The sequence below is a fragment of the Collinsella aerofaciens genome, from assembly GCF_040910325.1.
Classification (GTDB): Bacteria; Actinomycetota; Coriobacteriia; order Coriobacteriales; family Coriobacteriaceae; genus Collinsella; species Collinsella aerofaciens_BL.
In genome coordinates this window covers 1-12,024 of sequence record NZ_JBDGAV010000038.1, presented here as the reverse complement: position 1 = coordinate 12,024, position 12,024 = coordinate 1, and the positions used below count along the sequence as shown (strand labels likewise).

At 62.2% G+C, this 12,024-nt stretch carries 10 protein-coding genes and 1 tRNA gene; 4 read left to right on the top strand and 7 right to left on the bottom strand.

Annotated features, from left to right (window positions below; genetic code table 11):
* Positions 1 to 152: 152 nt before the first annotated feature.
* Positions 153 to 752, top strand: coding sequence for an HD domain-containing protein (locus AB5Z25_RS10215; protein WP_006235479.1), 600 nt, complete (start codon positions 153 to 155; stop codon positions 750 to 752).
* Between the two features lie 70 nt (positions 753 to 822).
* Here AB5Z25_RS10215 and AB5Z25_RS10210 read toward each other — a convergent pair whose 3' ends face one another.
* Positions 823 to 2,109: a glutamate-5-semialdehyde dehydrogenase gene (locus tag AB5Z25_RS10210; RefSeq protein ID WP_368135500.1), complete on the bottom strand. Its 1,287-nt coding sequence runs from the start codon at positions 2,107 to 2,109 to the stop codon at positions 823 to 825.
* A gap of 112 nt (positions 2,110 to 2,221) precedes the next feature.
* Here AB5Z25_RS10210 and AB5Z25_RS10205 point away from each other — a divergent pair, with 112 nt between their 5' ends.
* Positions 2,222 to 3,640: an alpha/beta fold hydrolase gene (locus tag AB5Z25_RS10205; RefSeq protein WP_368135499.1), complete on the top strand. Its 1,419-nt coding sequence runs from the start codon at positions 2,222 to 2,224 to the stop codon at positions 3,638 to 3,640.
* Positions 3,641 to 3,739: 99 nt separating this feature from the next.
* Here AB5Z25_RS10205 and proB read toward each other — a convergent pair whose 3' ends face one another.
* From proB to AB5Z25_RS10180, 5 genes are all read right to left on the bottom strand, one after another.
* Positions 3,740 to 4,867 carry a glutamate 5-kinase gene (proB, locus tag AB5Z25_RS10200; protein ID WP_368135498.1) on the bottom strand — a complete coding sequence of 376 codons (1,128 nt, stop codon included), beginning with the start codon at positions 4,865 to 4,867 and terminating at the stop codon, positions 3,740 to 3,742.
* Between the two features lie 103 nt (positions 4,868 to 4,970).
* Positions 4,971 to 6,476: a nicotinate phosphoribosyltransferase gene (locus AB5Z25_RS10195; RefSeq protein ID WP_349117220.1), complete on the bottom strand. Its 1,506-nt coding sequence runs from the start codon at positions 6,474 to 6,476 to the stop codon at positions 4,971 to 4,973.
* Positions 6,477 to 6,558: 82 nt separating this feature from the next.
* The gene (locus AB5Z25_RS10190; protein ID WP_195246595.1) at positions 6,559 to 7,011 is read right to left on the bottom strand and encodes a hypothetical protein; all 453 of its coding nucleotides are present in this window, start codon (positions 7,009 to 7,011) and stop codon (positions 6,559 to 6,561) included.
* A gap of 65 nt (positions 7,012 to 7,076) precedes the next feature.
* Positions 7,077 to 7,149: transfer RNA gene (locus AB5Z25_RS10185), tRNA-Ala, on the bottom strand.
* Positions 7,150 to 7,300: 151 nt separating this feature from the next.
* Entirely contained in the window at positions 7,301 to 8,239 is a 939-nt protein-coding gene (locus tag AB5Z25_RS10180) for a radical SAM protein (RefSeq protein WP_195246597.1), read from the bottom strand.
* A 525-nt stretch (positions 8,240 to 8,764) separates the two neighbouring features.
* On the opposite strand from AB5Z25_RS10180, the gene AB5Z25_RS10175 reads away from it, so the two are divergent.
* Both AB5Z25_RS10175 and trpS read left to right on the top strand, forming a co-directional pair.
* Positions 8,765 to 9,964 (top strand): MraY family glycosyltransferase, encoded by a 1,200-nt coding sequence (locus AB5Z25_RS10175; protein WP_368135497.1) that lies wholly within the window; start codon positions 8,765 to 8,767, stop codon positions 9,962 to 9,964.
* Between the two features lie 170 nt (positions 9,965 to 10,134).
* Positions 10,135 to 11,184 (top strand): tryptophan--tRNA ligase, encoded by a 1,050-nt coding sequence (gene trpS, locus AB5Z25_RS10170; RefSeq protein ID WP_117757745.1) that lies wholly within the window; start codon positions 10,135 to 10,137, stop codon positions 11,182 to 11,184.
* A 393-nt stretch (positions 11,185 to 11,577) separates the two neighbouring features.
* Here the strand turns inward: trpS and AB5Z25_RS10165 are convergent, their stop codons facing one another.
* Positions 11,578 to 11,898, bottom strand: a complete 321-nt coding sequence (locus AB5Z25_RS10165; protein ID WP_161115864.1) for an MGMT family protein — start codon at positions 11,896 to 11,898, stop codon at positions 11,578 to 11,580.
* Positions 11,899 to 12,024 lie beyond the last annotated feature (126 nt).

Sequence of the window (12,024 nt, the reverse complement as noted above, 5' to 3'; positions counted from 1 at the left end):
CGCCGGAGGAGTTCCGGAACCGGGCCCTTGCGGCGTAGTCGCTATTTGTTCAGTCCAAGTTTCGGGGCGCAGTTCACAGGCACCTTTGTGGTGGTTTTCTTGTTCTAGTAGTATTCATTCTTATCGATACCCACGAGCACAAGGAGTCTCTTATGGCAGAGCCGCTTACCGCCGGAATCACCCGCGACCGCGCGTTCGAACTGCTCAATGAGCACAACAAGGACCCGTTCCACATCACCCATGGTGAGACGGTCGAGGGCACTATGCGCTACTTTGCGCGCGAGTTCGACCCCGAGAACGAGGAGTTTTGGGGCATCGTCGGTCTGCTGCACGACCTGGATTGGGAGGAGCATGAGGACGACCCCATGAACCACACCATCTATGCTGCCAAGATTCTTAAGGATGAAGGTGCGTCTCCCGAGCTCATTCGCGCCATCCAGACGCACACGTCGGACTTCAATACCTCGCTGCCCAAGCCCGAGCTGCAGATGGAAAAGATCCTGTTTGCCTGCGATGAGCTCACCGGCCTGATCGGCGCTGCAGTCATCATGCGCCCGAGCAAGAGCGTTATGGACTTTACGACCAAGTCGCTCAAGAAGAAGTTCAAGGACAAGCGCTTTGCCGCCGGCTGCTCGCGCGACGTGATTTCGCAGGGCGCCGAGATGCTGGGCTGGGAGCTTCCTGAGCTCTTCGACCGCACCATCGCAGCCATGCAGTCCTTCGCCCCCGACCACGATACCTTCCAGGCCTAACCGCCCGCGCCACTTAAAACCACCACAAAGGGGAAAGGCACCTTTGTGGTGGTTTTTGTTTGCGCGGACGCTAGGGGCGGACCTGGCCGGTGCCTCGAAGCTTGTATTTGTAGGTGGTGAGGGCCTCGGCGGCAAAGGGGCCGCGGGCGTGGAGCTTTTGGGTCGAGATGCCGATCTCGGCGCCCAGGCCAAACTCGCCGCCGTCGGTAAAGCGCGTGCTGGCGTTGGCATATACGGCCGAGGCATCGACCGCATCCAAGAAGCGCTCGCAGGCGTCCACGTCCTCGGAAATGATGGCCTCGGAATGCATGGTACCGTAGCGGTTGATGTGCGCGATGGCCTCGTCCTCGTTTGCCACGACCTTCACGCTCATCTCGAGCGCCAGGTACTCGCGACCCCAGTCCTCCTCAGTCGCGGCGACGTAGTCATCGCCCTCTACAAAGCCGGCGTCGGCGCACGCGGCGCACGTGGCCTCGTCGCCGTGAATGAGCACGCCGTGGTCGTGCAGCACGGCAACGACCGCAGGCAAAAACGCATCGGCCACAGCACGGTCGACCAGCAGCGACTCGGCGGCATTGCACACGCCCACGCGCTGGGTCTTGGCATTAACGATAATGTTGAGCGCCTTATCAAAGTCGGCGGATTCATGCACGTAGATGTGGCAGTTGCCCGTGCCCGTCTCAATCACCGGCACAAGCGACTCGCGCACGCAGCGCTGGATCAGGCCTGCACCGCCGCGCGGAATGAGTACGTCGACAATGCCGCGGAGCTTCATGAGCTCGCCAGTGGCCTCGCGGTCGGTGGACTCGATCATCGACACGGCCTCGCGCGGGAAGCCCTTGGCCTCGAGCGCATCGGCCAGCAGCTCGGCAATCATGGCACACGAGTGATAGGCCAGCGAGCCGCCGCGCAGAATGCAGGCGTTGCCGGTGCGGATGCAGATGCCCGCGGCATCGGCCGTCACGTTGGGGCGCGCCTCATACACTATGGCGACCAGACCCAGTGGCACACTCACGCGGGTCAGGTCCACGCCGCTTGCGAGTATACGGTGGTCGAGCACGCGGCCCACGGGATCGGGCAGCTCGGCGAGCTTTTCCAGGCCGGCGGCCATGCCCTCGACGCGCTCGGGCGTCAGCAGCAGGCGATCGAGCAGTCCGGCCGAGGTACCCGCATCGCGCGCAGCGGACATATCGAGCTCGTTGGCGGCGACGATGGAGTCGACACCGTTGCGCAGTGCTGCGGCCATGGCGCGCACGGCCTCCTGGCGCCGCTCATCGCTCGCCGTGGCAAGCGAGGCCGACGCTGCCTTGGCGGCAATGGCAAGATCGTGGACATACGTGGCTATATCGACCGACATGGGCGGCCCTTTCTCCTAGAAGTTTGCAACCATGGTAGCCGATTTGCGCATGGCCTCGCCCGCGGCGGTAGAATTGGTCAACCCGAAACACCGCAACGAACGGAAGACTCACATGGCCCTCATCACTTCGTACCACGTCCCCGGCCTTTACGTCGAGGACCACAGCATCGACGTCCCCCTTGACTGGCGCGGCCTGGAGCCGATGCTCCTGGCCGTCGGCAGCACCATACGCCGCGGCGCTATGCCGGCACCCATCGCCGGCGCGCCCGAGAGCATCAAGCTCTTCTACCGCGTGGTTTGCGCGCCCGACCGCATCAACGACGATCTGCCGCTGCTCCTGTTTTTGCAGGGCGGCCCCGGCGGCGAGAGCCCGCGTCCGCTGTCGTCCACAAGCGACGGCTGGATCGAGGAGGCCGTCAAGCACTTCCGCGTGGTCCTTCCCGACCAGCGCGGCACCGGACGCAGTAGCTGCGTGGACGGGCGCACGATTGCCGCCTTGGGCGATCGCGCCGAGGCAGCAGGCGCCAATGCGGCCCGCTCGCAGGCGGACTTCCTCAAGCGCCACCTCGCCAGCTCCATCGTGCGCGATTTTGAGTACCTGCGCCTGGTGGGCTTTGGCGGCAAGCCGTGGGTCACGCTCGGCCAGAGCTACGGCGGCTTTTTGACGCTGAGCTATCTGTCGCTCTTCCCCGAGGGCGTGGCGGCGAGCTTTACCTGCGGCGGCATCCCCCACGTGCCGGCGAGCGCCAGCGAGGTCTACGCGCACACCTTCCCGCGCATGGCCGCCAAGACGCAGCAGTATTACGACCGCTACCCCGCCGACGTCGAGCGCGTGGCAGCCCTGGCCGATGCGCTCGAGGCACAGAAGCCCGTGCTGCCCGACGGCTCGCCGATGACGGTCGAGCGCCTACAGCTCATGGGCAGCGACTTTGGCATGAAGCCGAGCTTTGAACGCATGCATTGGATTATCGATCACGCTTTTGTTGATGGCGACGGCACGCTGACCTGCAACGCCTCGGTATCTGACAGCTTTTTGATGCGCGCCTTCGAGCGCACCAACACGCGCACGAATCCGCTGTACTGGACGCTGCAGGAGTTCATATACGCCGACGGTGACACTATGCCCATTGGCTGGGCCGCGGCTGAAGAGAAGGCTCACCGCACCGAGTTCGACACCCTCGCGCGCCCGCTCATGTTTACCGGCGAGGCCATGTTCCCGTGGATGTTCGAGCAGATGCCCGAGCTCAAGCCCTTCAAGCCCGGCATGGACCTGCTGATGGAAGACACAAGCTGGGACAAGATCTACGACCCGCAGCGCCTGGCCTGCAACGAAGTGCCGCTCCAGGCCGCGGTGTATTTCGACGACATGTACGTGGATTCGGACCTGCAGCTCGACACGCTCAGCCGCGTGGGCAACTCGCATGCCTGGGTAACCAACGAGTTCGAGCACGACGGCCTGCACGGCAGCGTGGTGTTCAAGCGCCTCTTCGACGAAGCACTCAACCGCGGAGACCTGCGCCGGATCTTCTAACAAAGGAGTGTCCCCACCTGCCGGCACAAAGGGAACGTCCCCAAGTGCCGGCACGAAAAAGACAGCGCTGCGGGAAACGATCCGCAGCGCTGTCTTTCTTTATGCAAATACGATCAAGTTATCCCTGTGTATCGCCGGCTTCTCGGCCAGGTTAGCGAGCAGGCGGTTGCCGGCAATCTGGTCTTGGCGGCGACCGGCAGCAAGTTCCAGCACGTCCGAATCGGCCTCGGCGATACCGCGGGCGACGACCATACCGCTCGGATCGCACACATCGAGCACATCGCCCTCGGCAAACTGGCCATCGACCTCGCGAATACCCACCGCAAGCAAAGAAGAGCCACGGCTAACCAGCGCCTTCGCAGCACCATCATCAACCGTCACCGACCCATGTGCCTTGTCGCCCAGCGCGATCCACAGCTTGCGGGGTGCGATGTCCAGACGCTCCGCCGGCGGATCGAACAGCGTGCCCACGCTCTCGCCGCGGGCGAGGCGCACGAGCGCATCGGGCTCCTCGCCCGAGCAAATCACGCTCTGAATGCCCGCCGTCATCAGGATGCGGCTCGCGCGGATCTTGGTAATCATGCCGCCCGTGCCCACCGATGTGGAAGAATCGCCCGCCGAGGCAATAATCTTGGCATCGATCTTATGCACGACAGGAACAAACTCGGCCGTGGGGTCCTCATGCGGATTGGCAGTATAGAGACCATCGATGTCCGAGAGCGTCACGCACAGATCGGCAGAAACCAGGCAGCTCACAAGCGCCGCCAGCGTGTCGTTGTCGCCAAACTTGATCTCGTCGACGGTGACGGTATCGTTCTCGTTGACGACCGGCACCACGCCAAGCTCCACGAGGCGCAGCAGGGCGTCGCGCGCGTGCAGGTAGGACGTGCGGCGGGCCGTATCGTGGCGCGTGAGCAGCACGAGCGAGGTGAGCAGGTCGCGCGCATGGAACTCCTCGTCGTAGGCCGACGAGATGATGCACTGGCCGGCCGAGGCGCAGGCCTGCAGGCTCGGCAGGTCGCCGACCGGCTTGCGGTCGAAACCCAACACGGGATAGCCACAGGCGATAGCGCCCGAGCTCACCACGACCAGACGCCAGCCGAGCTTGCGCAGCGCTGCGGCCTGATCGGCAAGTCCGCCGATAAAGGCGCGGTTGACCTTGCCGTCAGTGCCCACAACCGTGGACGAACCGATCTTTACCACCATCGTTTTATAAGAAGTCGTCATACGTCAAACCAATCGAGTGTTGAGCAGGCGGGCGAGCTGGAGCAGCCGGGGCACCCGGTGCGGGACGAACGAAAATGATCCGTTTTCCTCCGTCCCCTTCGGATCATTTTGCCCAGGGGAAGGCCGAAGCCGCGGCCATGTTCTTGCGCACGAGCTCGTCGCGCACCTGAGCCAGGCCCTGCTCCATGCCCACCACATAGGTCTGCGGGTACAGGAAGCGCTTGAAAGCTGCGTCCAGATGATCGAGCGCCCAAGCACAGCGCTCGCGCGCGTCCTGGATGCTCTCACGCGGAGCCACCGCACTGCCATCGCGCACGATCGGCACCAGCAGCTCGCGATACTCAAGTTCGGACACGTCGGTCACCAGGGCGGCATCATTCACGGCCACGAGGGTATTGCCGCGCGCGGCGCCCTCCCCCGCCAGATGGTCCTCGTCGTAGATCATGTCGCAGACTGGGCCGCCAAAGCCGTCGTAATAACGGCGCACGCGTTGCACACCCGGGATCGTGCGCTTATAGGGCTGCTCGGAGAGCTTGACCACCGGCGTCCATGGATCTGTCTCGCTCGCACGGCGGGCGGAAAGCTTGTACACGCCACCCAGCGCCGGCTGGTCATAGCAGGTCGCGAGCTTGGTACCCACGCCAAAGCTATCGATGGGCGCGCCCTGGTCCAGCAGCGACTGAATCGTGTACTCGTCAAGATCGTTGGAAACCGAGATCCCCACATAGGGCAGGCCCTCGGCATCAAAACGGCCGCGAACATACTTGGAGAGCTTGGCGAGGTCGCCAGAGTCGATGCGAATAGCCGACAGACGCTCGCCCACCGCCTCCATCTCCTTGGCAACCGTAATGGCATGCTCGCAGCCCTCGCGCACGTCATAGGTGTCGATGAGCAGCGTACAGTTCTTGGGGCTCGACTTGGCAAAGGCGCGGAAGGCCTCGAGCTCGGAATCGAAGCTCATCACCCAGCTGTGCGCATGCGTGCCAAAGACGGGAATACCATAGCGGCGGCCGGCGAGCACATTGGACGTAGAGGAGCAGCCGGCAACGTAGCTCGCGCGCGCAACGGCCAGGCCGCCATCGGGACCCTGGGCGCGGCGCAGGCCAAACTCCGCCACGGGGCGACCGTCGGCGGCGAGCACCACGCGCGCCGTCTTGGTGGCGACAAGCGTCTGGAACCCGACGATGTTGAGCAGCGCCGTCTCGAGCAGCTGGCACTCCAGCGCGGGGCCGGTGACGCGCACCATGGGCTCGCGCGGAAAGACGAGCTCGCCCTCGGGCACGGCGTCGATGTTTACATGCGCACGAAAATCGCGCAGGTAGTCGAGGAATCCAGGCTTGAACATCGCGCCGCCGGCCGGGGCCTCAAGCGATGCGAGGTAGTCGATGTCCTCGGGCGTAAAGCGCAGGTTCTCGACAAGCTCGGGCAGCTCGGCGGTGCCGCACATGACGGCATAGGCGCTGCCAAAAGGATGGTCGCGGTAAAACGCGGTAAAACAACCCTGCTCATTGGCCTTGCCGCTCTCCCACAGGCCCTGGGCCATAGTGAGCTCGTACAGATCGGTGAGCATTGCGATGTCGGTGGGATGAGAGATGTCGGTCAAAGCCATGGGGCGACCTTTCGGATGTGTTGTGCAGAGGTTGAGGGTTGGGCGAGGCGGACGTGCGGGCATGGAGCCTGGAGCGAACAGGTTAGTGCAGGCCCATGCTGCCCGTGATCGTGTAGACCATAAAGACGATAAACGCGATAAGGGCGAGCACGATGATGATTTTTTGAGCGGGAGCCATGCCGGGGATCTCATTCTCGCCCGTAGGCTCCTTGGAGGTGACCATGCGCTGGGCAAAGGTCATCTCGTCACGGCTCGGTTTGGGCTCGACGGTCTTAGGGTGAGCGGCTTTTTTGGGCTGAGGCTTGGGTGCAGTGGGCACGGGCTTCGCGGCGGCGGGCTTGGGCACGGGCGCAGACTCGGATGCGACCTTCGCAGTGGCCTCCTCGGCCTTCTCGCGCTCGGCACGCAGGGCGGCCAGCTCCTCACGCTCGCGGCGTGCCTCTTCCTGGGCCTCGCGACGAGCCTTCTCGGCGCGGAGCTCTTCCAACTCGGCGCGCTCCTCGGCAGACAGTGGTTGGGACTCAAGCTCGGCCATGATGCAGCCCTTTCTTTTTAAAAAAAGCCGCCGACACAATGTCAGCGGCTTATCAAATCCAAGGGTGGAGACGAAGGGAGTCGAACCCTCGGCCTCTGCCATGCGACGGCAGCGCTCTCCCAACTGAGCTACGTCCCCAGGACAAGTTGATATTTTACCTACGGCTCGCCAACTGTCAACGCCCAATACCCAGTCTTTTTGGGACGGGGCTGTTTTGACTACTTTTCGAACGCCCGAGCCACCCGATGATTATTTATCCCCCGTCCCAGAAAAATCATCGACGAACGCACTACTTTGCGCTGGTAAGAACACCGGTGGTGTCGAAGGCCGGGGTGAAGCTCTCGTCTACCGCGCCGCCCTCTTGCCAGAACATCGTCGTAAAGCCCAGGTCGTCGGCATGGTCGAGTACTTGCTCGTACTCCTCGCGCGTCACGGCGCGTGCCAGGTCGCCGCCCTGCTCGCGCATGAGCGCATTGGGCGTGTACTGGTTCATGACCGAGATCGGCACGTCGCCCACCGTCTGCCACACCAGGTCCAGCACGCGACACGAATCGTCTGCATGCCCCGGCAGCACCAGGTGGCGCACGATGATGCCGCGCTTCATGAGCCCGTCCTCGTCCACCAGCTCTCCCCCGCGGCGCTCGATCTCGCACGTCATCTGTGCCAGGCCCGACACGGCCACGCGCGGGTAATCCTTAATATGAGAAAGCGACTGCGCAAGCCCGGCATCGGCATATTTAAAGTCGGTGAGCCACACATCGACCAGGTCGCCCAGCGCCGCCACGGCACTCGCGCGCTCGTAACCACTCGTGTTGTAGACGATCGGGATGACCAGCCCGCGCGCCCGTGCCGCGGCAATCGCGGCAGGCAACAGGTGCGCATAGTGCGTCGCCGTCACCAAATTGATGTTGTTGGCACCCTGGTCCTGCAGTTCCAGCATAATCTCGACCAGGCGCTCAGGCGAAATCTCAAGGCCAAAATTGCCGGTCGAGATCTCGTGGTTCTGGCAGTAGATACATTTAAGCGAGCAGCCGCTAAAGAAGATCGTGCCCGAACCGGCCTCGCCCGAGATAGGCGGCTCCTCCCACATATGAAGCGCCGCGCGGGCCACCTTGAGCGTGTCGTTAGCACCGCATACGCCGCGCGCGCCCTCATCGCGCGCCGCACCGCAACGGCGGGGACACAAATGGCAGGCGGGCGAAAAAAGTTCGGTCAACGACGTCGGCATAAAAACATGCTCCAAAACAACAATTCAGCAGCTCAAACATAAAGGGCCAGGCCGCGTAGACGGCTCAAGCCCCAAGGTGCCGTAATCGTCCGACACGATTTTTGTAATGTCAAGACTGGAATCGACAAAGTGCCGCTTTATGATGTAGGTATTCCGCCCCCCGCGGAGCAACTGGGTGAACCGTCGCGTTTATTTAGGGAGCCCACACAGTCGTACCTAGTACAGGTATCCTTCGTTGTTAAGGACGCTGGAACAGTCGATGAGGGCACCCACCTGTTTTAGGTGGGTTCATTTTCGTAACGTGGGGGGTGGTTTTCTTTTGCCAAAAATCACCATACAGTCCATATGGATCCCCGCCGGCATCCCGACAAGCCATCGACAACATCCCAATATCTGGTAAGCGCGTGATTATCGCTGCGTGCAATTACATGCACCCCCCTTGGTCGAGTATTATGGTTCGGCTATGCCCTTTGCGCATGGCGTTCTTCTGACCTTTTCCTTCGACGCTTGGCGGTTTTTAGATTCATGGCTTCATCCCCGAGCTACATACCGTACCTATGCGTGGCAGCGGCGGCTTTTATCACGACCTTCCTCGCGGTGCCCCTGGTCAAGCGCTTGGCAATTAAACTCGATGCCGTCGACTATCCTTCTAAGCGCCGCATCAACACCAAGCCCATCCCGCGTTTGGGCGGAACGGCGGTGTTTTTGGGCCTGGTCGTTGCCTGCATTGTGCAAATCCTAGGCACCTGGCACCTAGGCTGGCCACCCGTCCTGGTGCCGCACCCGCGCCTTCACATTAGCTATCCCATGCTGGCGCTCTCCTTTACTGTCATCTTTGCGACCGGCGCTATCGACGACGTCTTCCAGCTCAAGCCCAAGCAAAAGCTGGCCGGACAGGTCCTCGCCGCGCTCATCGCCTGTATCGGCGGCCTAAAAATCGGCGTCATCGTCAACCCGTTTGCCCCCGGCGAGATCATACTCGGATGGCTCGCCTACCCCATCACCGTAATCTATCTGGTGGCATTCACCAACATCATTAACCTCATCGACGGCCTCGACGGCTTGGCCACGGGCATCTGCGGCATCGCCTCGTTCACCATGTTTTCGATGGCCGTTCTTTCGGGCCGCATCGACGCCGCCGCGCTCTCCATTGCGCTCTTTGGCGCCTGTCTGGCCTTTTTGCGCTACAACTTCAACCCCGCAAGCATCTTCTTGGGCGACTCGGGGTCGCTGCTTCTGGGCTTTGCACTGGGCTCCATCTCGCTGCTCAACGTGAGCCGCACCGCCGCGCTCACCTCGCTTATCATCCCGCTCATCGTTGCCGGCGTGCCCATCATCGACACGTTTAGCGCCATCGTGCGCCGCAGGCGCGCCCACATTAGCATCGGGCAGGCCGACAAGGGCCACATCCACCACCGCCTAATCCAAGAAGGCTACAACCAAAAACAGGCCGTGCTGCTCATCTATGCCTGGTGCATCATGCTTTCGGCCGGCGCCGCCGCGATTAACCAGGTCGAGGTGCCCATGCGTGTGCTCATCTTTACCGTGCTCGCCATTGGCTCGGCGGCCTTTGCCAAGCATCTACATCTGTTTGAGCCCGTGCTGCGCCACCATTACAACAAGCGTACGCACGAGGACGAGCTCGTCACCCCCGACGACCCCGCCTTTAAGCAGGAGGAGCGGGCAGCCGAGGAGCGCAAAGAAGAGCGCCACCACAAGCTCTAGGGCAAGCTGCCGAGGATGTGCCAAGGCACCGTTAGCCAAGCACGGCCGCGCCACACCCATCGCACATGCCGCACCACGCGCGTCCCTCTCCCGCCCCTCGCCTACTTACGCACCGCCCCTCCAATAAACGCGTTATCATCTTGACCCATGAACATACGTTAGGAGCAATCATGCCAAACGAGAACAGCTACGAAGTCGCGCTGCAAAAGAGCAACGCCATTCGCGAGGGCCTGGCCAAGACGCCCGAGAAGTTCACCATGCTCACCGGCGACCGCCCCACCGGCCGTCTGCACCTGGGCCACTACTTCGGTACCCTCAAGGGCCGTGTTGAGCTGCAGAACATGGGCGCCAAGACCAACGTGCTCATCGCCGACTACCAGGTCATCACTGACCGCGACACGACCGAGCACATCCAGGACAACGTGTACAACATGGTCATGGACTACCTTGCCTGCGGCATTGACCCCGACAAGACCATGATCTACGCGCACTCCGCCGTGCCCGCCGCCAACCAGCTCATGCTGCCGTTCCTGTCGCTGGTGTCCGAGGCCGAGCTGGCGCGCAACCCCACGGTAAAGGCCGAGATGGAGGCCTCGGGCCACGAGCTCACCGGCCTTCTGCTCACCTACCCGGTACATCAGGCCTGCGACATTCTGTTCTGCAAGGGCAACGTGGTGCCCGTCGGTCGTGACCAGCTGCCGCACATCGAGCTAACCCGCACCATCGCACGCCGCTTTAACAACCGCTACGGCAAGGTATTTCCCGAGGTCGAGGCACTGCTGTCCGAGACCCCGCTACTGCCCGGCCTTGACGGTCGCAAGATGAGCAAGAGCTACGGCAACGCCATCAACATCTCGATGACCGCTGAGGAGACGGCAAAGCGCATCAAGAAGAGCCAGACCGACTCCGAGCGCATGATCACGTTCGATCCCGAGAACCGCCCCGGCGTGTCTGGCCTGCTTTCGACGGCCGCCATCTGCACCGGTCGCTCCGAGGTCGAAATTGCCGAGGAGATCGGTATGGGCGGCTCCGGCCAGCTCAAGAAGTACGTGACCGAGGCCGTCAACGAGTACTTCGCACCGATCCGCGAGCGTCGCCAGCGCTACGAGAACGATCTGGATTACGTGAAGGACGTGCTGCACGAGGGCAACCGTCGCGCCAACGAGATCGCCGAGCAGACCCTGGCAGAGGTTCAGGACGCCATGGGTATGGTGTACTAGACCGATCTGCTGACTTGAGCTTTCGATTGCTATAGGGCGGGCGCTACGGCGTCCGCCTTTTTTGGAGCCGGACCGCTTCGGCTCCGTCCATCGTACTCCCCCGACAAACAGGAACGGGCCCGCCGGCAGTCAGTTGCCGGCGGGCCCGTTCCCGAAGTACACCGTTGAATCGCACAGAGGGGAGGAATGCGAATCAAACTCAACAGGGCAGGCTTTTTCATCGCCTATTGCCTACTCCGTTGCTGAATACAATATAGTTCACCGTGGTTTACTTTCTGACGGCAAAGTGCGCCGCCACACCTTCTCCATAAGTTAGCCCCGGTAAACCTGCAACGGAAAACCACCGCAAAGGGGACAGGCACCTTTGTGGTGGTTTTGGCCACGGCAGAGCTGTTAGAGTCCGGCAGGCCAGCGACAGGCGGCCAAGTCGACGTGCATGGGATCGGTAAACGTCACGCCCTCCCCCATTAAGAGCTCACGCTGGGCATCGGGGCCGCCAAAGGCAAAGCCCTCACAGATACGGCCGTCGGCAAACACCACGCGATGACAGGGAATTTGGCCGGGGCGCGGGTTGCTGTGCAGCGCATAGCCCACATAGCGCGCGCTCCGCGGACGACCGGCAAGCAGCGCCACCTGACCGTAGGTGGCAACCATCCCCTCGGGAATCTGCTCGACCACCTCATACACCCGCTCAAAAAAGCCCTCAGACGCCATCGCATGCTCCTTTCAACCGAAACAAGCATAAACCACCAAAAAGGTGCCTGTGAACTGCCTCCCATTTCTTGGACATCGGGAAATGGGAGGTTTTCCATGAGTATAGACCTCAGGGTGAAGCACGAC